This window comes from Rathayibacter sp. AC182 (assembly GCF_979253875.1).
On record NZ_CEEDEK010000005.1, the window covers coordinates 680,688 to 706,598 of the forward strand.

Here is a 25,911-nt window from a genome sequence, read left to right on the forward strand (position 1 = left end):
GATGAAGACCGGGCTCCCCAGCTTCATCGTGACCCTCGGCACGCTTCTTCGCCCTCGCCGGCATCGACCTCGCCGTCACCAAGCTCATCACCGGGCAGGTCGCGATCCAGGGCATGGCCCGGGTCCCCGCGTACGACTCCATCCAGCCGCTCTTCGGCGCCTCCCTCCGGATCGGCGACGGCACGTTCTACGTGTCGGTCCTCTGGTGGTTCGTCGTGACCGCGGTGGCCACGTGGCTCCTGCTGCGCACCCGCGCCGGCAACTGGGTCTTCGCCGTCGGCGGCGCCCTCGACTCCGCACGCCAGGTCGGCGTCCCGGTCTTCAGGACCAAGATCGGCCTGTTCATGGGAACGGCCGGAGCGGCGTGGCTGGTCGGCATGATCTCGCTCTTCCGCACCTCGACGGTGCAGGCGAACACCGGCGTCGGCCAGGAGTTCATCTACATCATCTGCGCGGTCGTCGGCGGCTGCCTGATGACCGGCGGCTACGGATCCGCGATCGGCGCCGCCCTCGGCGCGCTGATCTACGGCATGGTCTTCCAGGGCATCACCTTCGCCCAGTGGGACACCGACTGGCTCCGGACGGTCCTCGGCGGGATGCTGCTCGCCGCGGTCCTCCTGAACAAGTTCGTCCGCACACGAGCAGGAGGCGGACGATGAGCACCGGCACCGCAGGACCCTCGACCGGCCAACCGGCCACCCCGGTCGGCACGCCCGTCGTCGAGGTCAGGGACATCGGCAAGCGCTACGGAGCCGTCACCGCGCTCGCGGGGGTCTCGACCACCGTGAACGCGGGGCAGGTCACCTGCGTGCTCGGCGACAACGGCGCGGGCAAGTCGACCTTCATCAAAGTGCTGGCCGGCGTCCACGCGCCCAGCGAGGGCACGCTGCTGCTCGACGGCGAGCCGATCACCTTCGCCTCGCCCCGCGCGGCCCTCTCGGCCGGCATCGCGACGGTCTACCAAGACCTCGCGGTCGTGCCGCTCATGCCCGTCTGGCGGAACTTCTTCCTCGGCTCCGAGCTGACGACCGGCGTCGGACCGTTCCGCCGCCTGGACGTCAGGTCGATGAAGCAGATCACCGTCGACGAGCTGGCCCGCATGGGCATCGACCTCCGCGACGTCGACCAGCCCATCGGCACCCTCTCGGGCGGCGAGCGCCAGTGCGTCGCGATCGCCCGCGCCGTCCACTTCGGCGCGCGCGTGCTGATCCTCGACGAGCCCACCGCCGCGCTGGGCGTCAAGCAGTCCGGCGTGGTGCTGAAGTACATCGCCCGCTCGCGCGACGAGGGCCTCGGAGTGGTCTTCATCACCCACAACCCGCACCACGCGTACCCGGTCGGCGACCGCTTCCTCCTCCTGAACCGCGGCACGAGCCTCGGCACCTTCGAGAAGAGCGAGATCTCGCTGGCGGAGCTCACCGGCCTGATGGCCGGCGGCGCCGAGCTCGAGTCGCTGGCGCACGAGCTGCAGCGCGAGATGCCGGACTCGCCGGTGGCGCGCGAGGTCGCCGCCGAGGCCGGGGCGGCCACGACGCCCGCTGGTCCGCCCCGGGCCTGACGGACCACCCCTCCGCGATCCGTCGCGTTCCGCTCGCCTCCCCCGCCCGGGGAGGAGCGGATCGCGGCGGATCGTTCCCGTGCGGGCGGCGATCGCTCTTCGCGATCGATATGTCGCGATCGGCGGACCGGCCGCGGTGCGAATCGCTCATCCGGCGCGAACGGCCTCGGAAGCGCGCACACGCGACCGTTCGCGACCGATCGATCCGCGCGGCTGATCCGGCGAGAACGGCTGCCCGATCACGGCGGAAGCAGCCGTTCGCGACGGATCGGCGCCGCTCACTCGCTCCGCAGCGACCTCCGCCGCAGACCGGACCGCAGAGCTCAGAGCCGCCCGAGCACGTCGATGTCCTCCAGGAACTCGGCATTCACCTCGGCCGACACCGTCGCGCGGGTCGCGGCGATCGCGGTGACGTAGTCCTCGAGCGACGGGCCCCGCGCCGCGTCCGCCCCCGCGTAGACCGCGTGCTCGAGCGCCGACTGCGAGGCCTTCCGCGCCGCGTACTCGATGTCGGCGGGCGAGAACCCCTCGGTCGAGGCGACCAGCACCCCCACGTCGACGCCGGCCGACCCGGACGGGATGTAGCGGCGCCAGATCGCGTCGCGCGCCTCCGCATCCGGCAGCCCGATCGGGATCACGTAGTCGAATCGGCCGTGGCGGAGGAACGCGGAGTCGAGGGAGCGGATGAAGTTGGTGGCGCAGATCAGCAGCCGGTCGCTCTGCTCGCGGAACGCCGGGATGATCTTCAGCAGCTCGTTCGTCACGCCCTGCGTCGGCGAGGGCGGCTCGCCCTGACGGTGCGACGCGATCTCCTCGACCTCGTCGATGAAGACGACCGCGCGCTCGGGCTCCGACACCGTCAGGAACGTCTCGCGCAGCGCTCCGGCGAGGCCCTTCGCGGTCGGCGGCGAGGCGCGAGGGGAACACCTCGACGAACGACCACTCCAGCCGCGACGCGATCGCTTTCGCGAAGGTCGTCTTGCCGGTGCCGGGCGGGCCGAACAGCACCACCGCGCGCGGCGGCGCCACTCCGAAGCGCTCGGCGAGCTCGGGCTGCGCCAGGGGCATCACGAGCCGACGCTCGAGCAGGTCCTTCTCGGCGGTCATACCGCCCACCTGGTCCCAGAGGCCCCGCGGCAGGACGCGCCCGCCGAGCTCGGCCAGGAGGGTCAGCTCCTCGCGCTGCACCGGGATCCGCCGCTCGAAGTAGTGCAGGTTCTGCTTCTGCTCGAAGCCCTGCCGGAGGAACGCCCCGGTGCGTGTCTCGGCCGCCGGCATCAAGGCCGACAGCTTGGACACCCCGGTCGGCGCCATGCGCGCCTCGAGGGCGGCGAGGAGCGACGAGCCGATGCCGCGCCCGCGCGCCTCCGGAGCCGTCGCGAGGAACACGACCCAGCCCTGCGCGTGCGCCGCCCGGCCGACCGCGGCGCCGACGACGTGGTCGCCCTCGACGGCGACGACCGCGTGGTCCTTCGCGCACGAGGCGAGCACCTCGGCCAGGTTGTAGACGGGCTCGGCGTCGGCTGCCGTCACGAGCTCCCACAGGCGCAGGATCCCGTCGACGTCCTCGGCGTGGTGGTCGCGGATGCGCCAGCCGGTCATGCGGCCTCCTCCGCGGCGTGCCGGGGCAGCCGATCGCGGTCGTAGGTGATGGTGCTGTAGCCGTGCGGCTGGGGCGCGCCGCTCTCGTCGAGGCTGACGAAGACGATCCGGTCGATCGCGAGGATGCTGCGGCGGGTGACCATGTTGCGCACCTCGGCCCGCATGGTGAGGAGGTGCGTCCGAAGCCGGTCGCGCGCAGGCCCATCTCGATCAGATCGCCCTGGACGGCGGAGGAGACGAAGTCGATCTCGGAGATGAACTTCGTCACGGCGCGGGGGTTGCCGAGCTGGAGGATCGCGTAGATCGCCGCCTCCTCGTCGATCCAGCGCAGCAGGCTGCCGCCGAAGAGGCTGCCGTTGGCGTTGAAGTCCTCGGCCGCACCCAGCGGCGGGAGCGGAGCGATGATGTCCTGCTCGTCGGTGTCGCGGGTCACGGCGCGGGCCAGGATCAGATCGCGGGCAGGAGGACGTCGCGCACGAGCGCGTCGAGCTTCGCGTCGGCGTCGAGGAACTGGCGCAGCGTGCGTCGCACGGCGCCGAAGTCGTCGAACTCCTCGATCGTCATGCCGTCCTCGAAGTAGGCGCGGTGGAACTCGGGCACGCGCTCGAGGAGCGTGTCGAGGATCTCGGGCGCGACCGGGACGTCGATGCGGTGCAGGTCGACGGGCAGCTCGTTCTCGTTGATGAGCACCTGCCACTCGAAGGGCGGGGAGACCACGAGGTCGCCGCCGATCAGCTCCGACCACTGCAGGTGGTTGCGGAAGGCGGCCGAGAGCACACGGGAGCGGTAGCCGCGCTCCTGGAAGATGCGGTACGCCTCCTTCAGCGCGGCGACGCCGGCCCACTCGAGCACGCCCGGGTCGACGAGGATCCGGTTCGCGGCGACGCTCGCCTTCATCCAGTCGTCGAGGCGGCCGCCCTTGATCGTGACGACCGAGCCGAACTCGCGCTCGGGCTCGCCGTCGGCGGCGCGGCGGTCGAGGCCGCGCTCGATGGCCTCCGCGACGGCGACGGCCTGCGCCACGGTGAACGAGACGGTCGCGTTGATGCTGACGCCGCGGTAGGTCGCCTCCTCGATGGCGCGGATGCCGTTCGCGGTCGCGGGGATCTTCACAATGATGTTCTCGGCGAGGTCCGAGAACCGCACCGCCTGCTCGACGAGCGCGTCGACGTCGCGGTGCAGCCGCGGATCCGTCTGCACCGAGAGGCGGCCGTTGCGCCCGCCGCTCTCGCGGAACGCGGGCAGCAGGAGGGACGCGGCCTGCACCGAGAGCTCCTCGATCGCGAGCCAGCCCAGCTCGCTCTCGCCCGCGGTCGGGTGCTCGAGCGCCAGCTCGGCGAGGCGCGGTCCCCAGACGTCGAGGTTGCGCTGGATCGTGGTGAAGGCGATCACCGGGTTGCAGGTCGCGCCGACGGCGCCGAAGCTCAGCGAGCGGGCGAGCTCGATCGGATCGGCGGAGTCGTTCCAGAGGCTGGTGGGGCTGCCCTCCGCGGCGGTGCGCAGCGGGAGGGTGGTGGTCGCGGTCTCGCTCAATGTCTTCTCCGATGAAGGTGCGGCGCGGAGCGCCTGCGGGCGGAATAGCGCCAGCATAACTCCTGACGTCAGATTGTCAGAACAAATTGCGCCAGAAATCCCGCCGCGGGTGACATGGGTGCAGCTATGTAAGCCCTACTATTGACAGGACATCCCTACGTCTTCGAGGAGATCACATGGCCTAGGCCGAGCAGACCCTGCCCGTCGAGCTGTTCCTGGGGCTCGACCGGTCCAGCCCCGTGCCGCTCTACCACCAGATCGCGAACCTCCTCGAGAGCGCGATCCTCGACGAGACGCTGCCCGCCGGAGCCCGCCTCGAGAACGAGGTGGCGCTGGGGGCGCGCCTGGGCCTCTCGCGCCCCACGATCCGCCGCGCGATCCAGGACCTCGTCGACAAGGGCCTGCTGGTCCGGCGCCGCGGCATCGGCACGCAGGTCGTGCACGGCAAGGTGACGCGCAACGTCGAGGCTCACCAGCCTCTACGAGGACCTCGAGCGCACGGGCCAGAAGCCCGCCACCGAGGTGCTGACCTCCTCGATCGGAGTCGCCGACGAGACCGCCGCGGAGGCGCTCGAGTCGCTCCCGGCAGCCCGGTCGTGCACCTCCAAGCGCCTGCGCACCGCCGACGGCGTGCCGATCGCGATCCTCGACAACGTGCTGCCGCCGACTTCACCCGACCTGGACCTCTCGGCGCTCGAGAACCACGGCCTCTACCAGCTGCTGCGCGCCGCGGTGGATGCGCGTCGCGAAGCAGCGGATCGAGGCGCGGGGCCACCTCCTCCGAGGCCCAGCTGCTCGACCTGCGCAAGGGCGCGGGTGCTGACCATGTCGCGCACCGCTTTCGACACCTCGGGCCGCGCCGTCGAGTTCGGCCAGCACTGCTACCGCCCGACCTGTACTCGTTCGAGGTCACGCTCGTCGACCGGTAGCCGGCGCGAGCACCGGCAGCCGGCGCGGAGCACGACGAAGGGGGCCCCCGATCGGAGGCCCCTTCGTCATGTCCGGCGTCAGGGCGCGCGGGCTCCACGACCGGGATCGCCTGCGTGCGGAAGTCGGTCTCGATGTCCTCGAGCGAGCGCCCCTTGGTCTCGGGCACGACCTTGAAGACGAAGAACAGCGACACGAGGTTGATCGCCACGAAGAGCGCAAAGGTGCCCGTCGAGCCCAGCGCGGCGTTCACGATCGGGAACGCGAACGAGATGACGGCGTTGACGGTCCAGAGCATCGAACACCGCGATGCCCATCGCGAAGCCGCGGATCGCGAGCGGGAAGATCTCGAGAGCAGCAGCCACACGCACTGCCGATGAAGCACTGCACGAAGGCGACGAAGAGCATCATCGCGGCGAGGATGAGGTAGCTGACCGCATCGGACTGGGGCAGCGTGAAGATGATCGCCAGCAGCGCCTGCGCTCCGACCACGCCCGAGAACCCGATGATGAGCATCTTCCGGCGGCCGATGTAGCCCAGCAGCACGATGCCGAGGATCGTCGTGACCACCGACGTCACGCCCACTCCGATGGTCGCCACCAGCGCGGCGCTCACCCCCAGCCCGCTGCTCTCGAGGATCGTCGGCGCGTAGTAGTTGACCGTGTTGATGCCCGTGGCCTGCTGCACGGTCGCCAGACCGCAGCCGACGTAGAGCAGTCGCCGCATCCAGCGGTTCTCGCGCAGGTCGCGCAGCGCGCGGCCCTTCTCCTTGCCGCGAGGCGGGAGGACTCGGCGATCTCGTCGTACTCCCGGGCGGACTCCTCGGGCTCGCGACTGAGGTCGAGGATCCGCTTGGAATCGGCCAGGCGACCCTGGATCGCGAACCAGCGCGGCGACTCCGGCAGCACGAGCATGCCGATCAGCAGAGCGATCGCGGGGATCGACGCCACCGCGAGCATCACGCGCCACACTCCCGAGTCCTGGATGAGGGCGTCGAGCAGAGCGTTGATGGCGAACGCGGCCATCTGACCGGTCACGATCATCAGCTCGTTGATGGTGACCATGCGGCCGCGGCGGTTCGCCGGGGCCATCTCGGCCAGGTACAGCGGCACGGTGACGGCGGCGGCGCCGACTCCGAGGCCCAGGATGACGCGGGCGAGGATCATCAGCGGCACGTTCGGAGCCAGCGCGCAGCTGATCGCGCCGATCAGGAAGAGCACGCTGCAGACCAGGAGAGTTCCGCGGCGGCCGAGCTTGTCGGCGAGGCGGCCGCCGATCAGGGCGCCTCCCGCCGCTCCGGGGAACAGCAGCGAGGAGACGACCAGCGCCTCCTCGACCGAGCTCATCTCGAGCGCGTCCTTCATGTAGAGCAGGGCGCCGGAGATGACCCCGGTGTCGTAGCCGAAGAGGAGACCGCCGAGGGTCGAGATGATGGTCAGCCGCGTGAGGTAGCCGCGGGACGCGCCCTGGCGCCGAGCGGGAGGTGCTGATGACAACGCCATTGTTCGTCCTTTGCTGAGAAGTCGGACCGCAGGCGGGGACGGCGGCGTCGGGGCCGGGAGTTGCACAGCCGATCGCGGGGAGTCGCCTCGGGCGAGTGCCGCCAGTGTAGGCATCGGCAGCACTTAATGTCCAGACATTATGCTTTGGCTGACATCGAGCGGCCAGGTCGCTCCCGCGGGGAAGAGGGGAACCATGCGCATCGGACTCGTCGGCTACGGCACGGGCGGCCGCTTCTTCCACGCCCCCTTCCCCGCGTCGCCGAGGGGGTCGGTCGGCGTCGTCGCCCGATCGCCCCGGCGTCGCGCTCAGGCCGAGCAGGAGCTCCCCGGGGTCCCCTCTTCTCGAGCCAGGCCGAGCTGCTGGCATCGGGCGTCGACGCCGTCACCATCACCACTCCGCCCGAGACGCGGCGCGAGCTCGTGCTCGAGGCGATCGCGGCGGGCGTGCACGTGGTGGCCGACAAGCCGTTCGCACCGACCGCGGCCGACGGGCGCGCCCTCGCTGAGGCCGCCGCCGGGGCCGGAGTGGTGCTGAACGTGTTCCACAACCGGCGCTTCGACGCCGACGTGCGCACCCTCGAGGCCGGTCCTCGCCTCCGGGCGCCTGGGCGAGGTGTGGCGCGTGAGCTCCCGCTTCGACCTCGACGACGCCGACGGACTCGACCGCGGGCCGTTCGGCGGGATGCTCCGCGACGTCGGCAGCCACGTCGTCGATCAGATGCTCCACCTGCTCGGCCCGGCCGTCACGGTGACCGCGCGGCTGGACCACGTGGGCGAGCCCGGCGCGCGGACCGACGCCGGCTTCCTGGTGACGATCGACCACGTCGGCGGTGCGACCTCGAGCATCTCCTCGAGCAAGCTGCACCACCTCAGCCAGCGCGAGTTCGTCGCCTACGGATCGCTCGGCGGCTACCGCTCCGACGGCACCGATGTGCAGGCGCAGGCGGTCTTCGCCGGACGCCGACCCGCCGACGATCCGGACGGATGGGGGTACGAGAGCGAGGACCGCTGGGGCGTCCTCTCGACCGCCGCGGGGACCGAGCGCGTCCGCTCCGAGAAGGGCGACTACGCCGAGTTCTACCGGAGGTTCGCCGCGGCGGTCGAGGGTCGCGGGCCCGAGCCCGTGCCCGCTTCCGAGGCCGTCGCGACGCTGGAGTGCTCCGACGCGGCCCGCGAGAGCGACCGCCTGGGCCGCACGGTGGCGCTCGTCGAGCAGGGTGCCGACGGTGCGTGACAGCGGAGGCGTTCTGCTGTAACGTCGTGCATATGTCCAGCACAGAAGGCCGAGCTGCTCCACCAGGATCGCGATCACCGCGACGACGACGAGACGCCCGGGAGGACCCCGGGCAGGAAGTTGTACAGCGAAGTATGACCGAGCACAGCGAGGCGAACGCGCCCTTCGACCTGATCACGATCGGCCGCTCCGGCGTCGACATCTACCCGCTCCAGGACGGCGTGGGCCTCGAGGACGTCGAGACCTTCGGCAAGTACCTCGGCGGCAGCGCGGCGAACGTCACGGTGGCGGCCGCGAAGCACGGCCTGAAGGCCAGCATCATCACCCGCACCGGCGACGACCCGTTCGGACGCTTCGTCTCGCGCGAGCTCGAGCGACTCGGCGCCTCCGCCCGCTTCGTCCGCACCGTGTCGGGACTGAACACCCCCGTCACGTTCTGCGAGATCTTCCCGCCGGACGACTTCCCGCTCTACTTCTACCGCGCTCCCAAGGCGCCGGACCTCGTGATCAACGTGAACGAGCTCGACCTCGACTCGATCGCCCGGGCCCGCATCTACTGGTCCACCGTCACCGGCCTCTCGGAGGATCCGAGCCGCACCGCGCACCACACGGCCTGGGAGGCGCGCGGCCGCCGCCCGCTCCCGATCCTCGACCTCGACTACCGCCCCATGTTCTGGAAGTCGCCCGAGATCGCGCGCCGCGAGGTGTCCCGCGCACTCGAGCGCGTGAGCGTGGCGGTCGGCAACCGCGAGTGCGAGATCGCGGTCGGCGAGACCGACCCGCACCGCGCCGCCGACGCGCTGCTCGACCGCGGGCTCGACCTCGCGATCGTCAAGCAGGGCCCGCGCGGCGTGCTCGCCAAGACCCGCGACGAGACCGTCGAGGTCGCCCCCTACCCGGTCGACGTGGTGAACGGGCTCGGCGCCGGCGACAGCTTCGGCGGCGCCACTCTGCCGGCCTCCTCCAGGACTGGTCGCTCGAGGAGGTGCTCCGCTTCGCCAACGTCGCCGGAGCGATCGTCGCGAGCCGCCGCGAGTGCTCCACCGCCATGCCCACCACCGACGAGGTCGCCGACATCGTGAGGAGCATCTCGAATGTCCCTGCCTGACACCCTCTCCGCTCTCGACTTCGCGTCGCTGCGCGAGATCAGGACCACCGCCCCGGAGACCGTGCTGCCGCGGGTCCGCGACCGCGCCCGGCGGCCGCTGCTCGCCGAGGACGGCAAGCTCTTCATCGTCGCGGCCGACCACCCGGCGCGCGGTGCGCTGGGAGTCCGCGACGACCCGATCCGCCATGGCCGACCGCTACGAGCTGCTCGCCCGCCTCGTGACCGCCCTCGAGCGGCCCGGAGTCGACGGCGTGCTCGGCACGCCCGACATCATCGAGGACCTCGCGCTGCTGGGCGCCCTCGAGGGCAAGGTGGTCGTCGGATCGATGAACCGCGGCGGCCTCAAGGGCGCCCGCTTCGAGATGGACGACCGCTTCACCGGCTACGACGTGCCGAGCATCGTCGCGTCGGGCATCGACTTCGCGAAGCTGCTCATCCGCATCAACCTCGCCGACTTCGCCACGGTCGCGACCATCGAGGCCACCGCCCGCGCGGTCGACGCCGCCGCTGCCGCGCAGGTGCCGATCATGCTCGAGCCGTTCCTCAGCCGCTGGGCGAACGGAGCGGTGCAGAACGACCCTCCCCGGAGGCCGTGATCACCTCGATCGCCGTCGCCGCCGGCCTGGGCAACACGTCCGCCTACTCGTGGCTGAAGCTCCCGGTCGTCCCCGAGATGGAGCGGGTGATGCGGCGTCGACGACGCTGCCCACCCTCCTCCTGGCGGCGACCCGACGGGCAGCCCCGACGAGACGTACGCGTCGTGGGATGCGGCGCTCGCGCTGCCCGGGGTCCGCGGCCTCGTCGTCGGCCGCACCCTCCTCTACCCGGCCGACGGCGACGTCGCGGCCGCAGTCGACACCGCCGCCGCCCGTGCACGGCCGACCCCTCCCCACTTTCGAGAAAGAGAAGCAGGAACCATGTCCGAGACCACGGGGACCACTCCCCCCTCCACCAGCTCCCCGTCGTGCCGCACTGGATCGACGGCCGCGAGTCCCCCCTCGACGTCGGGCCGCACCGCTCCCGTTCCTCGACCCGGCGCTCGGAGTCGCGACCAAGGAGGTCGCGCTGGCCGACGACGCCGAGATCGAGGCCGCCATCGCCTCGGCGAAGGCCGCCTTCCCGGCCTGGCGCGACCTGTCGCTCGCCAAGCGCCAGCAGATCCTCTTCCGCTTCCGCGAGCTGCTCGAGGCCAAGAAGGGCGAGCTCGCCGACATCATCGCGTCCGAGCACGGCAAGGTCGTCTCGGACGCGCTCGGCGAGATCACCCGCGGCCAGGAGGTCGTGGAGTTCGCGACCGGCCTGGCTCACCACCTCAAGGGCGAAGTACTCCGAGCAGGTCTCCACGGGAGTCGACGTCTACTCGGACCAAGCAGCTCCCTCGGCGTGGTCGGCATCATCTCGCCGTTCAACTTCCCCGGCCATGGTGCCGACGTGGTTCCTGCATCGCCATCGCCGCCGGCAACGCGGTGATCCTCAAGCCGTCCGAGAAGGACCCGGACCGCCGCGATCTGGATGGCGCAAGCTGTGGAAGGAGGCCGGGCTCCCCGACGGCGTCTTCACGGTGCTCAACGGCGACAAGCAGGCCGTCGACGGGCTGCTCACGCACCCCGAGCGTCCGCTCGATCTCGTTCGTCCGGATCCACTCCGATCGCCCGAAGTACGTCCTGCACGAGACCGGGACCAAGCACGGCAAGCGCGTGCAGGCGCTGGGCGGGGCGAAGAACCACGGCGCGGTGCTTCCCGACGCCGATCTCGACCTGGTCGCCGACTCCGCCATCAACGCCGGGTTCGGCTCGGCGGGCGAGCGGTGCGGCATGGCGATCTCGGTCGTCGTCGCCGTCGAGAAGCCCGTCGCCGACGAAGCTCATCTCGAAGATCCAGGACCGCGCCGCCAAGCTGCGCATCGGCGACGAAGGCTGCCGCGGCTGCGACATGGGCCCGCTGGTCACCGAGGTGCACCGCGACAAGGTCGCCTCGCACATCGCGATCGCCGAGGAGGACGGGGCGGAGGTGGTCGTCATCGACGGCCGCAAGGATCGAGGTCGACGGCGACCCTCGAACGGGTTCTGGCTCGGACCGACGCTGCTCGACAAGGTCCCGACCACATCGCGCGCGTACACCGAGGAGATCTTCGGACCGGGTGCTCTCGATCGTCCGCGCGGGCACCTACCCGAAGAGGGCGTGGAGCTCATCAGCGGGGGCGCGTTCGGCAGCGGAACGGCGATCTTCACGAACGCGGCGGAGGAGCGGCCCGCCGCTTCCCGAACGAGGTCCAGGTGGGCATGATCGGCATCAACGTCCCGATCCCGGTCCGCGTGGCGACGTTCTCGTTCGGCGGGCTGGAAGTCGTCCCTGTTCGGCGACACCAAGGCCCACGGCGCGGAGGGGGTGCGCTTCTTCACCCAGCAGAAGGCGATCACGTCGCGCTGGACTGGACCTCGCACGGCGGCATCAACCTGGGCCTCCCGCAGAACTGAGTTCCTGAGCCTCCCTCCTCGCTGCGCTCGTCGATCAGCCGCGGTCGGCGGGGCGGGGGCAGGGGTTCCGCAGAGCGTCCTGCGGTCCGCGCACGACGATCCGCTGGACACGCGGATCGCCGGTTGCGCTCGCGCACCCCCTGCTGGTCGAGCGGCCGCCGCGGGCGGCGTATCGAGACCCCCGTCACCAGGAGGGTGGATCTCCGGGGACGCCCGCTCCGCGGGCTGCTCGATCGGCGAGAGGCAGCCCTGCCGCATCGGCCAGCAAGCAAGCTGCTGGTCGAGCAGCCGCCGCAGGCGGCGTATCGAGACCCCAGCCCCCTCGACTCCCACCCACCACCCCTCCACGGAAGGCCCGCACATGACCACGCAGAACGACTGGGTGTTCCGGAAGGGCGCCCTCGCGCGCGACGGGCGGGAGTCCGTCGTCGACGACTCCCGCCCCGGCTGGCAGCACACCGGCCTGCGCGTCGCCGACCTCACCGCGGGCGTCGAGCTCGAGCTGCCCGCCGACGGCGTGGAGCGCCTCGTCGTCCCCCTGTCCGGATCGTTCACGGTCCGGCACCGAGAGCACTCGGGCCCGTCGGAGACCACCCCGCCGGAGGGTCGGGCCTCGGTCCTCGACGGTCCGAGCGACGTCCTCTACCTCTCGAGCCTCGCCTCCGCGACGCTCGAGGGGCGAGGGGCGCGTCGCCGTGGCCGAGGCGCCGACCACCGAGGTGCACCCGAGCCGCCACATCACCCTCGGCGCGGAGGTGCCGGTCGAGCTGCGCGGCGCCGGCCGGCCGAGCCGGCAGGTGCACAACTTCGGCACGCCGCAGTCCCTCGAGGCCGGCCGTTTCATCGTCTGCGAGGTCATCACTCCGGCCGAGAACTGGTCGGAGAACTACCCGCCGCACAAGCACGACGAGCCTCGTCCCGGGCCAGGAGGCGCGTGCTCGGGGAGATCTACTACTTCGAGACCGCCGCCCTCGAAGGGGCTCGACGCCCCGGAGCAGGCCGACCCTGTTCGGATTCCGGCGCACCTACTCCTCCCCCGCCGGCGAGATCGACGTGCTGGCCGAGGTGCGCACGGGCGACATCGCCCTGCTCCCGTACGGCTGGCACGGCCCCTGCGTCGCGGCTCCCGGCTACGACCTCTACTACTTGAACGTGATGGCGGGGCCCGACCCCGACCGCGTCTGGCACATCTCGGACGACCCGGCCCACGGCTGGATCCGCGCCACCTGGGAGGGCCAGGACGTCGATCCGCGCCTCCCTCGACGAGCGCCACTCCTGGACGACCGCCGACTCCCCACACCTCGACGAAGAAGGACACCCTGGCACATGAGCACCACGAGGTGGCGGTGATGACGGTCAGCCAGGCGCTGATCGAGTTCCTCGCGAACCAGTGGACGGTCGACGGAGACCACCGGCGAGCGCACCATCGCCGGCACGTTCGGCATCTCTCGGGCACGGGCAACGTCGCCGGCATCGGCCAGGCGCTGAAGCAGCGCCTGGAGGCCGAGCAGCCCGGCGTGATGCCGCACCACCAGGCCCGCAACGAGCAGGCCATGGTGCACCAGTCGGTCGGCTGGGCGCGCATGCGCCGCCGCCGCTCCACCTTCGCCAGCGCCGCGTCCGTCGGCCCCGGCGCCGCGAACATGCTCACCGGAGCCGCTCTACGCCACCACGAACCGCCTGCCCGCGCCAAGGCCGCCCAGCGACACCTTCGCGACCCGGGCGTCGCGGATCCGGTGCTGCAGCAGATCGAGCTGCCGCACGACACGAGCGTGCAGGTCACCGACGCGTTCCGTCCGCTCTCGCGCTTCTTCGACCGCGTCGACCGCCCCGAGCTCTGCTCGATCGCCCTCGCGGCGATGCGCGTGCTGACCGACCCCGCCGAGACCGGCGCCGTGACCATCGCCCTCCCCGAGGACGTCCAGGCCGAGACGATCGAGGTGCCGGAGGAGTTCCTCGCGCCCCGCGGTGGCACGTGCGCCGTCCGCTCCCCGAAGGGCCCGCTGGCGCGCCGTCCGAAGGCGATCCGCCTCGGCGAAGAACCCGATCGTCGTCGCGGGCGGCGGAGTGATCTACTCCGGCGCCGAGGACGCCCTCCTGCGCGGTCAGTCGAGGCCACCGGCATCCCGGTCGGCACCCCGCAGGCCGGCGGCGGCTCGCTGAAGAACTGGGACCACCCGCAGTACCTCGGCGGCATCGGAGCGACCGGCACGACCGCCGCGAACCGCCTCGCCGCGCAGGCCGATGTGGTCATCGGAGTCGGCACCCGCTACTCCGACTTCACCACCGGCGAGCCGCACCGCCTTCGAGAACCCCGACGTCACGTTCGTCAACGTCAACGTGGCGTCGTTCGACGCCTACAAGCACGGCCTCGCAGCTGCCCGTCATCGCCGATGCGCGCGGGGCCTTCGAGGCCGCTGCTCGGCGGCACCCGAGGGCTGGCGCGTGAGCGAGGACTGGGCGCGCACCGCCGCGGAGGAGAAGCGGCGCCTGGGACGCCGCGGTCGACCGCGCCTTCGCCCCCTCGGGCCTCGAACTGCGCGGGCCAGACCGAGATCATCCACGCCGTGCAGTCGGCGTCCGATCCGCGCGACGTCGTGATCCAGGCCGCCGGCTCGCTGCCCCGGCGACCTGCACAAGCTGTGGCGGGTGCGCGACAGCCTCGGTTACCACGTCGAGTACGCCTTCGTCGTGCGGTGGGCTGCGAGATCGCGGGCGGCCTGGGCGTGCGCCGCGCGGCTCCCGACCGCGACGCCATCGTGATGGTCGGCGACGGCTCCTACCTGATGCTGCACACCGAGCTGGTGACCGCGGTGGCCGAGGGGCTCAAGATCATCGTCAACGTGCTCATCCAGAACCACGGCTACGCGTCGATCGAGCACCTCTCCGAGACCGTCGGCTCCGAGCGCTTCGGCACCTGGTACCGGTTGCCAGGACGAGCGCCGGGCTGTTCCAGGGCAACGACGTGCTGCCCGTCGACCTCGCCGCCAACGCGCGCAGCTACGGAGTGGACACCATTTCCGAGGTCCAGCCCGGCCCGGACGCGATCGCAGGACCTCTGCGCGGCTTCGTCGCCGCCGCCAAGGCGTCCGACACCGACGCTCATCCACATCCACAGCGACCCGCTGCTCTACGCGCCCGACGGCGAGGGCTGGTGGGACGTCCCCAACGTCTCGAGGTCAGCCACGCTCGACTCGACGATCACGGCCCGCGAGGCCTACGCCGAGCAGCGCCGCCTCCAGCGCCCCCTGCTCGGCTGACGCCGACCCCCTTCGACGCCGCACCGACGCCGACAGCACCGACTCCCGATCCGCACCGACCACGAAGGACACCGTCGTTCCATGAGCACCGACTGGACCACCCCCGGCTCCGGCGTGCAGGGCCTGCGCATCGGCACCGCCCCCGACTCGTGGGGCGTGTGGTTCCCCGACGACCCGGGCCAGATCCCGTGGCGCCGCTTCCTCGATGAGGTCAGTCGCGGCGAGCTGCGAGTGGATCGAGCTCGGTCCGTTCGGCTACCTCGCCGACCGATCCGGGCATCGAGCTCGAGGACGAGCTGGGCTCGCGGCGGCCTGACGCTCTCGGCCGGCACCGTCTTCACCGGCTTCCACAAGGGCGAGGACCAGTGGAAGCGCGCCTGGGACCAGGCCCTCGACGTCGCCGGCCTCGCCTCGACGCTCGGCGCCGAGCACCTCGTCGTGATCCCGGACCTCTGGCGCTCGGACGCGACGACCGAGCCGCTCGAGTCGCGCACCCTCGACGACGAGCAGTGGGCGAAGCTCGCGGCGGGCCACGACCAGCTCGGCAAGGCGCTGCTCGAGGAGTTCGGCATGAAGCAGCAGTTCCACTCGCACGCCGACAGCCACGTGGGCACGTACCGCGAGGTCGAGCGCTTCCTCGCCGAGACCGACGCCGCGTACACGAACCTCTGCCTCGACACCGGCCACTTCGCCTACTACCTCGGCGACAACGTGAAGCTCATCGAGGCGCACCCCGAGCGGATCGGCTACCTCCACCTCAAGCGGGTCGAGCCCGACATCCTCGCCGCCGCGCTCAAGAACGACGCCGTTCGCCACCGCCGTCGCCCAGGGCGTCATGACGGAGCGCCGCACGGCGTCCCGGCGTTCGCCCCGATCATCGAGGCGGTCGCGACGATCGACCCGCAGATCTTCGCGATCGTCGAGCAGGACATGTACGGCGTCGACATCGACGTGCCCGGCCCGATCGCCGAGCGCACGTTCCGCCACATCTTCGGCTGCACCGCGATGGCCCGCGTCCGCTGACGCCGGCACCCCGTTTCGAAGGAGAACCAGACCCATGACGCACACCACCACCCCCTCCGGCGACCTCCGCGTCGCCGTCGTCAACGCCGGCATGATGGGCTCGGACCACGTCCGCCGCATCACGCAGAAGATCTCGAACGCCGCCGTCACCGCGATCATCGAGCCGTTCGAGGAGCGGGCGCAGGCCGCGGCCGCCCTCGCCCCCGGCTCGGTCGCCGTCGCCACCATCGAGGAGGCGATCGACCGCGACCTCATCGACGCCGTCGTCATCGCCACCCCCGGCCCGTACCACGTGCCCGTGCTGCTGCCCGCGCTCGAGGCGCGGCTCGCGATCCTCTGCGAGAAGCCAGCTCACCGAGGACTCCGAGGACGCCCTGCGGATCCTCGAGGCCGAGCAGAAGCTCGACCGCCCCTACATCCAGGTCGGCTTCATGCGCCGCTTCGACGACGAGTACATCCAGCTGCAGGAGCTGATCCGCGGCGGCAGCTCGGCGCGCTGCTGGGCACGCACCACCGCCACAACGGCGCCGTGCCCGACACGTACACGAACTCGATGCTCATCAGCGACTCCGTCGTGCACGAGATCGACATCGTCAACTTCCTCACCGGGGAGAAGATCGTCGGCATCGAGGTGAAGAACCTCAAGCGCAACTCGCTCAACGCGTCGGGCTTCAACGATCCGATCCTCGCCCTGCTGTACACCGAGTCGGGCGTCCTCGCCGACGTCGAGATGAACGTGAACGTGCGCTTCGGCTACCAGGTGAGCACCGAGGCCGTGTTCGAGCAGGGCATCGCGAGCATCGGAGCCACCCGCGGCCTCGTGCAGCGCTTCGACGGCCGCATCTCGCAGGCCGAGAACCCCTCGTTCAAGGAGCGCTTCAGCGCCGCCTACGACGCCGAGTTCCAGGCCTGGGTCGACGCCGCGCGCGCCGGTCGCATCGGCGGCCCCTCCGCGTGGGAGGGCTGCCTCGCCACCGTCGCCGCCGAGGCGGGAGTGCGCGCGATCACGAACGGCACCCTCGAGTCCGTCGAGTACGTCGCCCAGCCCGCGTTCTACGCGTGAGGATCGGACCATGGTGAAGATCGCCCTCGACCCCACGCCCTTCCACAGCGCGCACGAGCTGCTGGAGTTCCCGCGGCTCGTCGCCGACCTCGGCTACGAGTGGATGCAGCTGACGCCGCACCCCGACTTCATCCCGTTCCACCGCCGCGCCCGCGCCGACGACGCGCTGGTGGGCGCGCTGAAGAAGGCGGTGTCGGACGCCGGCATCGGCATCTGCGCGCTGCAGCCGGTGCTGCGCTGGTCCTCCCCCGACGAGTCGCTGCGCCAGTACGCGGTGAGCCACGCCAAGCGCGTGATCGAGATCGCGGTCGAGCTGGTGTGCCGGTGATCAACACCGAGTTCAGCGGCCGCCCCGAGGCGCAGGAGGAGTCAGAGAACTCCTTCTACCGCTCGATGGAGGAGCTCGTGCCGATCCTCGGGCGCGAGGGAGTGCGGGATGAACGTCGATCCGCACCCCGACGACTTCGTCGAGGAGGGCCGCGAGGCCCTGCGCGTGCTGCGGGGCGTCAACTCCCCCGCCATCGGGTTCGTCTACGCCGGCGCGCACAGCTTCCACCTGGGCGGGCTCGGCGGCGACGCCGAGGGCATCGTCGCGGCGGCCGAGAACCAGCGGGCTGGGCGCGGTCTTCGCGGCCGACACCTTCGACCACCACCGCTCCCGCGGCCTCCGCTACATCTCGAACCTCCGCCTCGGCAACGCCGCCCGCGTGCACCAGCACCTGGCCATCGGCGACGGCGACGTCGACTGGGAGCAGCTCTTCGCCGCCCTCGCGACGAACGGGTTCCTCGACCGCGAGGAGTCGATCCTGGTCTCCAACGTCTTCGCCGAGGACGAGACGGCCGAGGCGACGTCGCGCGCCCAGCTCGCGCGGATCACCGAGCTCGTCGCGGGGGCACGGGGCCGAGCTCGGAGCGGGTACAGGTTGCAGGGAGGCGACGCCCTGGCTGCGGGGAACCGCAGACCCGGACGACTGCTCCGTCACCAACCGACTTTCCGTCGTCACGACAGCGCCAACCGCCCCTCGACGAGCAAACCCGCCCTTGGAAACACGAGACGCGCGCGGAGCCGAAGGTCCGCGTCACCACGACTCCCCTTGCGCAACTACCAGTCTGCCTCGAAAACTGACCAAAACCGTCGCAGGTGGTTCGCTTTCGCGATGCTGCTGCACACCGCCTGAACCCGCCGTGCCGGCCCTACGGGCATCGCCCGGTACGATGCGCCGAAAGGCTAACGTCTCAGCAGCGACACGCCTCATTCGGATCGGTGCATCGAAAACGTTGCCGGGAAGTGAAAAGTGCCGTGAGTTTCAACTTTTGATATCGTACGACGACGCCTCAGCGAAGTCATGGAGGACTATGCGGCCCATATCGTTTCGTTTTTCTATCAAGCGGCCTCGCTGGCCGGGCGCTCGCGGATTACGAGACGATTAGATAGAACATGTCAATGTTTTTGGGGGACTTAATGGAGAGTGGTAAAGCCACCCTGTTGAAGGTGTTGCACGCCGCTCTCAATAATGAAACGGAATCCCTCTCGGACTTGCCGTTCGATCGTGCGATTGTGGACATTTACGACGATTCATTTGGTGTGTCGATTCGTCGTGAGTTTGTGAGAGCGCGATGTAAAGCCTGAATCGGAAGCAACGCGCGAATACTACCTTGCGACGGGCGATGATGATGAGCCCTGGGTGACCGACAACTCAGAACGAACGGCCGGGCCATTGGGTTGTCACCAGCGAACTGCACTCAAACGCGATTATTGACAAATCAGTTCAGGAAGTTTTGCGGGCCGCAAGATCGTCCACTCATGCCTGCCCATCTCTCGTGTCGCGGATGAGCCGCGAAGTAGCGCATCAAAGGGAGTCAGCTGGTCAACGTCGACCGGCTCCTTCGAGATAGCCTCGAGCGCCGACGAGGTCTTCGTTCGCCAAGTGCGGACGAAGGTGGTCGGACCACAACTCTCGCAGCAATCGACGGATTCGTGACATCCGGCAGAAGGGTCTAGCCGCCGTCCTGGCCATTTTGTTCGGCGGAGCCCGGCGTAGCGGCCGTAATCTAGAGGCGCAGAAAAAAGAGTGGCCCGCTTCAGAAGCGTATGAGATTGTCAAAGGGGTTCCTGCGCCAACAGGAGATTGTGTTGGCAGTCGGGCGCGACGAATTTGTGCGGCGGTACACCAATTCTTTTGAACATCAGGAGGTCGTGTCAGGGGATTGAACGAGTACAAGCCGCCTCGCGCGTGATTCTGCAGCACCGCAACGCGAGTTTCAAAGCGTTATCGACGAGCAATGCACATCGGAAATAAGCACATCAGCTTTGAAGCAACGAAGCGGTCGCCCGAGCCCGTCCTGCAAGTCCAGATCTCGAAGCGGCCTGTTCCACTAAAGGCTCTCTCGTCAGGGGAGGTAGCAGCTTCTGCAAATTCTTCTCGAGACCCTAGCGTCTGACGACAATACCGTGATGATTGACGAACCTGAATTGTCACTGCACGTGGATTGGCAGCAGCAACTTGTCGAGTCCATGCGTCGCATTAATCCAGAGCTGCCAGCTACTACTGGCGACTCATTCCCCAGAAGTCCAGGTCGATGTTCCGGATCGGTACATCTTCGAACTATGACGAAACAGACACAAGACTTGCGCGTTTTCGCCCGTCGCGCTCGTGGGATGAGCCGGACGCAGACGTGGGTGTTGGTAGAAGGGCGAAGCCACGATAGAGCCGTTTTAAGGAACGACTGTTCCGGCGCTTGCCTGCAAATTCGAAGAAAACGGGCCAAGCATACAAGGCTTGTAGAACAAATATCTATTGATGGAACAGCAGCAGGCGGGAAGCCTCAACGGCCTCCAAATTCACCGCGAGACTTAGCAAGACGGGACATCTCGTTCAGGAAAATCGCGACGGCTACCGCTACATACGCCTAATGTTGGACCGAGATCTGGATCTCGTAAGTGGAACGCGGTCGACACGCCTTCTATGGTCTATACCGAATACGCCGACGCTGGAAGCCGAGATCCTTGCACAAGAGGCGACGTCGTTCGTGGAGTGAGTTCAGCTCTAGGCGTCACTAAGCAGCAACTGCGCCCGAAAAAGTTGAACTTTCCACTCCGCTGGCCTCTCTCGCAGAAAGTTGGAAGGAGTGGATTAATCTCCGGTTTGCTTTCCTGCTTATGTGCGCCACAACTTGCACGCGTAGCGCGCTCCCTCCCAGATCAATCTTGCTCAATTCGGTGAGCTCGACCAAAGTCGTCACGAGACACTTCTGCAGCTACTGAATGCGGCGCAGAGAGTCTCCGACTCGAGCGTTCGGAGTCGAACGTCTGATAACCAGCATGTGGAAGGGGAGATCGAAGGCGTCGTCAAAGGGAAATGGGCGTCCGCTTACTGTCTCTTCTTGGCCCAGGCGGCTCTTGCAGGGCAAACGGTGCGACGCGGAATATCGAGCGAGACGGTAGTTTCGACCGTTCTCGAGACGATTAGGTTCAAGGGGTCTTGGACTGAATACTATGAGTTGCGCGTCGCGCGCCTTCGCTGCGACTCGAAACGGGAGAGCTAGTACGCTGCCGGCAAAGTCTACGCGACGACCGAGGCGAGCGTCCGGAAGAGATGCCGACCTGATCTGCGACACTTAGGACCTCATGAGCGCGAGGGGACTCCAACGCCCAATGACTTTGCTCTTCTGCGGCACTCCGTTCATTTAGGTGGCCGCAAGAGGTGTACAAGCAGTTTTGGTTGCCGCCCGTTACCGGACGCGAGCTCGCAAGGCGTCCGATCGGAGGCGTAGACACTCGCTTCGGTGTGGCTCACGCCGCTCGCCGCTTCCGGCCCCGACCGCGAATTCGCATGACGCCGGATCAGCCGTGGTCTCGCGGCCGTCGACATCCGCCTCTCCCCGTCTCGGACTCTCACTGACCTCACGTCGACCGATCTCCACGGGGCTCCGGCGTCCAGGGAGGAAACACCCTCAGAGTCGCCTTCGGCGGAAAATTAACGCGTCCGCTTTCGTCGAACGCTCCTACAAGTACTATGCCAGGACATTCTTACCGCTACTAAAGGAGCTCTCCGTGCCTCTCGTCCGCATCACCTGCCCGCGGCCGCAGCCGCGAGGGCGTCCGCGCCGTCGCCGACGCGATCCACACCGCCATCGTCGAGACCTACGGCATCCCGCCGCGCGACCGGTTCCAGATCGTCACGCAGCACGAGCAGGGCGAGATCATCGCCGAGGACGCCGGGCTCGGCTTCGAGGCGCGAGGCCGACGACGTGGTCGTCGTGCACGTCTTCACGCAGCGCGGCCGCTCCGACGCAGATCAAGCAGCAGCTCTACTCCCGCATCGCCGAGCGCCTCGCCGAGGTCGGCGTCGACAGCGGCAGCGTCTTCTTCATCGGCTACGTCGAGAACGGACCTGCCGGACTGGTCCTTCGGCTTCGGCGCGGCGCAGTACCTGACCGGCGAGCTCGCGGTGCTGCGCGCCCGGTCGCCGCGCCTCCGCGTAGGCGCCGTGCCCGCGAACCCGGTCGAGCGCGTGCTCCGCGCCGACGTGGGGGCAGGTGCTGCGCGATCTGCGGCGACGCCTCGACTCCGGCGAGCTGCACTCCGGAGCGAGGCTGCCCGCCAGAATCGGCGCTCGCCCGGCGGTACGCGGGGCGAGCCGTGTACCGGTGCGCCGAGGCGATCGCCGAGCTGACCGCGCAGGGCCGGGTCGATCACGCGGCCCGGCTCCGGCACCCACGTCGGCGCGCAGACGGACGCCCGGGTGCGGCTCGACCTCCTCTCCTGGCGAGAGCAGGCGCTCGGCGCCGGCCGCCGAGGCGCGCACCGAGGAGGCGCGCTCCGCCGCCACGTCCTCCCGCCGAGCCTCGCCGCCCTCGCTGCGACCACCCCGGCCGGCGGGCTGCTCGACTCGGCGAGCGGACTCCACCTCGTCGACGGCGTGCCGATCGGGCTCACGGAGGCGTGGATCCCGTACCGGCCCGCGGCGAGCGCCGTCGGGGGCGACGCTCGGCTCGTCGAGCACGGTCTCGATCGATACCGCGTCGCGCGAGCAGGCGTGCTGCAGGTGCCGTCGGCGACTCCGCTGATCGTCGTGGCCGCGCGGAGCAGCCTCGCGGCGACCGGGGAGGCCGTGGGCCTGCTCTCGCGGACCTGGTGGTCGCCTCCCGCGTCCGCCTCGTGCGATCGCGCCCTCTCCGCGGCCTCGAGCGACCTGCCCCGCGGTTGACGTCCGGGGCGCGCCCCGCCGGCGGGCCGCTCGCTCCCGACAGCCGGAGCGCCTCCTCCGAGGGACCGGCCGCCCCCGACCTGTCCTCGGGCACCGGTCGAGTCGCTTCATCCTCTTTGGAGCGATGTCCGAACATTCTATTGACGCAAGGCAGTGCGAGGAGCAACGAGCCCCGGCGATGACGCCGCCGCCGAGCGGGCGATCCGCGCGGCGAGCCAGAAGGACACGACGAAGTGAAGCTCTCGAACACGACGCGAGGATCACCGGCGCACTCGCGCTCACCACTCCGCCGCCCTCCTCCTCACCGCACCGGCGGCGAGGGCGGCCTCGACGGACACCGCCCGGGCGGTCGCCGACGGACTCGGCAGCCGCGCCAAGGGCCGCAACGCCTACTTCTTCACCTACTACAACCCGGCCAGCGACGTCTTCTGGGCGCAGATCGAAGAAGGCGCGACCGACGCCGCCGAGCTCGAAGAGCTCGACCTCGCAGACCGCCGACGGCGACCCCGACAAGATGGTCGACCTCGTCAACACCGCCATCGCGACCGTATCGCTGATCCTCATGCCGTTCGCTGAGGGCGAGAAGTGGGTGCAGGTCGCCTGCGACGCACACGATGCAGGCATCACGGTCATCGCGTACAACGTGCTGCGCCGGAGATCCGCGGGCGACTGCGTCACCGGATTCGTGGGCCAGGACTTCCGCGAGGTCGGCACGATCGTGGGCGAGGCCCTGATCGAGCAGGTCGGCCTCGAGGACGGCGACCAGTTGCTCTTCGCCGCCGAGGAGCCCGACCAGAACTACGCGATCCAGCGCGGCGGAGATCGTCCAGGACGCCATCGACGCCACCGGCATCGACGTGCAGGGCAATACCTCCGCACCACCGGCACCGACGCCGACGCGCTCGACGCGATGACCTCCTGGCTCACCGCCCACCCCGACGCGAAGGCCGTGGTCCCGCTGGGCGGCACCCCGCACCGCAACGCTGTCGCGGCCGAGGACGCCGCGAACTCGAATCCCGACCATCGGCTTCGACACGTCGACCCAGGTCATCGACGGCACCTCGCCGACCGCCGACCAGCAGGGCTACGTGCAGGGCTTCCAGTCGGCGATGCAGGGCGTGCTGAACCTCGACTTCGGCCTCCCCGCCAACATCAACTCCGGCGGACTGGGCCTGATCACGAAGGACAACGTCGACCTGCTCGAGGCGAAGGACCTCCAGGGCATCCGCTACTGATGCCCGTGCCGCCGCAGAGGCCCTCCGCGGCGGCACCCTCCCCGCACCGATCGCGCCCGAGAAAGCCGAGAGCCCCGTGTCCTCCTCCGTCAGACCTCCCACCTCAAGACCGTCCTCGTCGCTCCGCTCGCGACCCAGGGCATCCGCAGCCGCAGCCGGACGACGCCTGTCCGACGGCATGTGGCAAATGCGCGGCGACCGGTTCCGCGAGAACCTCCGCTACACCCGCGGCCGCGGCGCTCTCCGGATCGGCATCATCACCGCCGTCGTCTTCGTCGCCTTCTCGATCACGAGCCTGATCTTCCAGCCGCGTTCCCGTTCCTCTCCGAGAGCAACCTCTCGGGCGTGATCTCGCAGTCGATCCCCGTCTACGCGATCCTCTCGATCGGCGCCGGCATCCTGATGATCACTCGGCGAGTTCGACCTGTCGCTCGGCGCCAACATCGAGATTCTCGGCCATCGTCTTCATCCGGGTCACGGAGTCGGCGGGCTGGCCCGTCGGCGCCCTCGTCGGCATCCGGAGCGGCCGTCGGCATCGCGCTGATCAACGGAGCCGTCGTGATCGCGGCGAAGATCCCCTCCTTCATCGCCACCACTCGGCCTCGGCTTCTTCTGGCTCGGCGCCAGCTACTTCGTCAACGGCACCGCCCCGAGCGTGCTGTCCTCGGACGAGGGCCTGAAGGCCCTGTTCGCCGGCGACTTCGGCTTCTTCCGGTCGCGGCTGATCTGGATGATCGTCCATCGAGGTCGTCGCCTGGGTGTTCCTGCACCGCCACAAGGTGGGCAACCACCTCTTCGCGGTCGGCGGCAGCGGCTGGCCGCGGCGGAAGGCCATCTCGATCAACCCGGTCAAGGTGAAGCTGCTGGCGCTGCGCGCTGCCGGACACCATGGTCGGCATCGCCGCGATCCTCATCTCGGTCCGCACGAGCGCCATGCAGCCCGGCACCACCCAGGACTACGCACTGCTGGCCATCGCCGGCGCGGTCGTCGGCGGCTGCTCGTTGAACGGCGGACGCGGCTCCATCGCCGGCATGATCGTCGGCGCCGCGCTCATCCGGCTCATCCAGAACGGGCTCATCCTCGCGAAGGCCCCCGGCTTCTACGTGCAGCTCTTCGTCGGGCTCCTCGTGATCGTCGACAACGCCGTGTTCAACAAGCTCATGGAAGGGAAGAGCGTCGCGGCCGACACCTCCACCGCCGGGATCCTCACCGAGGCCGCGCCGAGCGGGCCACCTCGAGGACCCCGCTCTATCGCGTCGAGGGCATCACGAGCAAGTACGGAGCAGAACACCGTGCTGAACGACGTCTCGTTCGACATCGACGCCAGAGCGAGGTCGTGGGCCTGCTCACCGGCGACAGCGGCGCCCGGCAAGTCCACGCCGTGAAGATCCTGTCGGGGGTCGTCCCGATGACCTCCGGCGGCTACTCCTGGGACGGGGTGCTGCAGCCCAAGGTCGATCTACGGTCGGCGTGGTCGCTCGGAGTCGAGACGATCTACACCCAGGACTCGGCCCTGGTGCCGACCATGTCGATCAGCCGCAACATCTTCATGGGACGCGAGATCACCAACCGCCTCGGCTTCATGAAGATGAAGGAGATGGACGCGATCGCGACCGAGATCCTCGACACGGTCGTCACCATCGAGGGCATCAAGAGCTCGCGCCAGCTGGTGCTCGCTCTCGGGCGGTCGAGGCGCAGGCCGTCGCGATCGCCCGGGCCGTGCACTTCAAGCACGGCCTGCTGATCCTCGACGAGCCCACCTCGGCCCTGGCGGTGCGGGCGACGGAGGCGCTGCTGAACTACCTGCGCCAGCTCAAGACGGAGGGGTCGGCTCGATCCTCGACGACCTACGACCTCCACCACGCCTACCAGGTCTGCGACCGGCGTATCGTGATGAACCACGGCCGCAAGATCCTCGGCGTGCGCCGCGAGGACACGTCGGTCGAGGAGCTCACCGCCGCGGTCGTCGAGGGCGCGGAGGGCGTGCGCCGCTTCCGCGAGGGCGCCTGCTCACGCAGACGGCCTGATCGCCGCGCCCCGCCACCCCTGCCGCCGCGCCACCGAGGCGGACGGGGCGGCAGCGGCATTTGCAGGACGGCGATCCTCCTTGAGGCCCCTCGCCGTCCGCGGATCGGGGCCCGCGGCCGACGGCCGCCCTGTTCCGTGTGAAGCGGCCTC

Annotated in this window: 18 protein-coding genes and 13 pseudogenes; 26 read left to right on the forward strand and 5 right to left on the reverse strand. The window is 69.6% G+C overall.

From position 1 onward, the window contains the following. Positions 1-104 precede the first annotated feature (104 nt). Positions 105-659: an ABC transporter permease gene (locus tag AC0CII_RS14170; RefSeq protein ID WP_465230921.1), complete on the forward strand. Its 555-nt coding sequence runs from the start codon at positions 105-107 to the stop codon at positions 657-659. Further along, positions 656-1,558 (forward strand): ATP-binding cassette domain-containing protein, encoded by a 903-nt coding sequence (locus AC0CII_RS14175; RefSeq protein ID WP_465230922.1) that lies wholly within the window; start codon positions 656-658, stop codon positions 1,556-1,558. The genes AC0CII_RS14170 and AC0CII_RS14175 overlap by 4 nt, the downstream gene beginning before the upstream one ends. A 323-nt stretch (positions 1,559-1,881) precedes the next feature. On the opposite strand, the pseudogene AC0CII_RS14180 reads toward AC0CII_RS14175, so the two are convergent. From AC0CII_RS14180 to AC0CII_RS14190, 3 genes and pseudogenes are all read right to left on the reverse strand, one after another. Then, positions 1,882-3,160: pseudogene (locus AC0CII_RS14180) on the reverse strand (ATP-binding protein). Next, positions 3,157-3,541 (reverse strand): annotated as a pseudogene (locus tag AC0CII_RS14185) (acyl-CoA thioesterase). Before AC0CII_RS14185 ends, AC0CII_RS14180 begins: the two co-directional pseudogenes overlap by 4 nt. Before the next feature lie 66 nt (positions 3,542-3,607). Continuing rightward, positions 3,608-4,693 carry a transaldolase family protein gene (locus tag AC0CII_RS14190; RefSeq protein ID WP_465229811.1) on the reverse strand — a complete coding sequence of 362 codons (1,086 nt, stop codon included), beginning with the start codon at positions 4,691-4,693 and terminating at the stop codon, positions 3,608-3,610. A gap of 239 nt (positions 4,694-4,932) precedes the next feature. Between AC0CII_RS14190 and AC0CII_RS14195 the strand changes: the two are divergent. Continuing rightward, positions 4,933-5,118 (forward strand): annotated as a pseudogene (locus AC0CII_RS14195) (GntR family transcriptional regulator); the annotation flags it as partial. 97 nt (positions 5,119-5,215) lie between these two features. Continuing rightward, positions 5,216-5,797, forward strand: coding sequence for a UTRA domain-containing protein (locus tag AC0CII_RS14200; RefSeq protein WP_465230923.1), 582 nt, complete (start codon positions 5,216-5,218; stop codon positions 5,795-5,797). A 4-nt stretch (positions 5,798-5,801) separates the two neighbouring features. On the opposite strand, the pseudogene AC0CII_RS14205 reads toward AC0CII_RS14200, so the two are convergent. Beyond that, positions 5,802-6,508: pseudogene (locus AC0CII_RS14205) on the reverse strand (MFS transporter); the annotation flags it as partial. Continuing rightward, positions 6,448-7,236: pseudogene (locus AC0CII_RS14210) on the reverse strand (MFS transporter); the annotation flags it as partial. The pseudogenes AC0CII_RS14205 and AC0CII_RS14210, both read right to left, overlap by 61 nt. A gap of 12 nt (positions 7,237-7,248) precedes the next feature. On the opposite strand from AC0CII_RS14210, the pseudogene AC0CII_RS14215 reads away from it, so the two are divergent. The 22 genes and pseudogenes from AC0CII_RS14215 to AC0CII_RS14320 form a co-directional block, all read left to right on the forward strand. Further along, positions 7,249-7,608: pseudogene (locus AC0CII_RS14215) on the forward strand (Gfo/Idh/MocA family oxidoreductase); the annotation flags it as partial. 112 nt (positions 7,609-7,720) lie between these two features. Beyond that, positions 7,721-8,356 (forward strand): annotated as a pseudogene (locus AC0CII_RS14220) (Gfo/Idh/MocA family protein); the annotation flags it as partial. Between the two features lie 134 nt (positions 8,357-8,490). Continuing rightward, positions 8,491-9,464, forward strand: a pseudogene (iolC, locus tag AC0CII_RS14225) (5-dehydro-2-deoxygluconokinase). Further along, positions 9,451-10,330: pseudogene (locus AC0CII_RS14230) on the forward strand (Cgl0159 family (beta/alpha)8-fold protein); the annotation flags it as partial. The pseudogenes iolC and AC0CII_RS14230, both read left to right, overlap by 14 nt. 4 nt (positions 10,331-10,334) lie before the next feature. Continuing rightward, on the forward strand, positions 10,335-10,934 hold the full coding sequence (locus AC0CII_RS14235; RefSeq protein ID WP_465230924.1) for an aldehyde dehydrogenase family protein: 600 nt from the start codon (positions 10,335-10,337) through the stop codon (positions 10,932-10,934). Between the two features lie 26 nt (positions 10,935-10,960). Then, positions 10,961-11,263, forward strand: a pseudogene (locus AC0CII_RS14240) (aldehyde dehydrogenase family protein); the annotation flags it as partial. Between the two features lie 103 nt (positions 11,264-11,366). Next, the gene (locus AC0CII_RS14245) at positions 11,367-11,750 is read left to right on the forward strand and encodes an aldehyde dehydrogenase family protein (protein ID WP_465230925.1); all 384 of its coding nucleotides are present in this window, start codon (positions 11,367-11,369) and stop codon (positions 11,748-11,750) included. A 552-nt stretch (positions 11,751-12,302) separates the two neighbouring features. Next, positions 12,303-12,557 (forward strand): annotated as a pseudogene (locus AC0CII_RS14250) (5-deoxy-glucuronate isomerase); the annotation flags it as partial. 103 nt (positions 12,558-12,660) lie between these two features. Continuing rightward, positions 12,661-12,798, forward strand: a pseudogene (locus AC0CII_RS14255) (5-deoxy-glucuronate isomerase); the annotation flags it as partial. A gap of 208 nt (positions 12,799-13,006) precedes the next feature. Then, entirely contained in the window at positions 13,007-13,291 is a 285-nt protein-coding gene (locus AC0CII_RS14260; protein WP_465230926.1) for a 5-deoxy-glucuronate isomerase, read from the forward strand. Continuing rightward, positions 13,291-15,201, forward strand: a pseudogene (locus tag AC0CII_RS14265) (thiamine pyrophosphate-dependent enzyme). Before AC0CII_RS14260 ends, AC0CII_RS14265 begins: the two are co-directional and overlap by 1 nt. Positions 15,202-15,282: 81 nt before the next feature. Next, positions 15,283-16,224 (forward strand): sugar phosphate isomerase/epimerase family protein, encoded by a 942-nt coding sequence (locus AC0CII_RS14270; RefSeq protein WP_465229812.1) that lies wholly within the window; start codon positions 15,283-15,285, stop codon positions 16,222-16,224. A 34-nt stretch (positions 16,225-16,258) separates the two neighbouring features. Further along, the gene (locus tag AC0CII_RS14275; RefSeq protein ID WP_465229813.1) at positions 16,259-17,287 is read left to right on the forward strand and encodes a Gfo/Idh/MocA family protein; all 1,029 of its coding nucleotides are present in this window, start codon (positions 16,259-16,261) and stop codon (positions 17,285-17,287) included. 10 nt (positions 17,288-17,297) lie between these two features. Further along, positions 17,298-17,615, forward strand: a complete 318-nt coding sequence (locus AC0CII_RS14280) for a TIM barrel protein (protein WP_465229814.1) — start codon at positions 17,298-17,300, stop codon at positions 17,613-17,615. Between the two features lie 108 nt (positions 17,616-17,723). Next, entirely contained in the window at positions 17,724-18,413 is a 690-nt protein-coding gene (locus AC0CII_RS14285) for a hypothetical protein (protein WP_465229815.1), read from the forward strand. Between the two features lie 3,125 nt (positions 18,414-21,538). Further along, positions 21,539-21,724, forward strand: coding sequence for a hypothetical protein (locus tag AC0CII_RS14290; RefSeq protein ID WP_465229816.1), 186 nt, complete (start codon positions 21,539-21,541; stop codon positions 21,722-21,724). 308 nt (positions 21,725-22,032) lie between these two features. Continuing rightward, positions 22,033-22,497: a hypothetical protein gene (locus tag AC0CII_RS14295; protein ID WP_465229817.1), complete on the forward strand. Its 465-nt coding sequence runs from the start codon at positions 22,033-22,035 to the stop codon at positions 22,495-22,497. 178 nt (positions 22,498-22,675) lie between these two features. Then, a complete protein-coding gene (locus tag AC0CII_RS14300) occupies positions 22,676-24,031 on the forward strand; it encodes a substrate-binding domain-containing protein (protein WP_465229818.1) in 1,356 nt (451 codons plus the stop codon). A gap of 46 nt (positions 24,032-24,077) precedes the next feature. Next, positions 24,078-24,590: a hypothetical protein gene (locus AC0CII_RS14305; RefSeq protein WP_465229819.1), complete on the forward strand. Its 513-nt coding sequence runs from the start codon at positions 24,078-24,080 to the stop codon at positions 24,588-24,590. A gap of 30 nt (positions 24,591-24,620) precedes the next feature. Beyond that, entirely contained in the window at positions 24,621-25,118 is a 498-nt protein-coding gene (locus AC0CII_RS14310) for an ABC transporter permease (RefSeq protein WP_465229820.1), read from the forward strand. Beyond that, positions 25,070-25,477 carry a hypothetical protein gene (locus tag AC0CII_RS14315; protein WP_465229821.1) on the forward strand — a complete coding sequence of 136 codons (408 nt, stop codon included), beginning with the start codon at positions 25,070-25,072 and terminating at the stop codon, positions 25,475-25,477. Before AC0CII_RS14310 ends, AC0CII_RS14315 begins: the two co-directional genes overlap by 49 nt. Then, on the forward strand, positions 25,453-25,902 hold the full coding sequence (locus tag AC0CII_RS14320) for a P-loop NTPase family protein (RefSeq protein ID WP_465229822.1): 450 nt from the start codon (positions 25,453-25,455) through the stop codon (positions 25,900-25,902). The genes AC0CII_RS14315 and AC0CII_RS14320 overlap by 25 nt, the downstream gene beginning before the upstream one ends. Positions 25,903-25,911 lie beyond the last annotated feature (9 nt).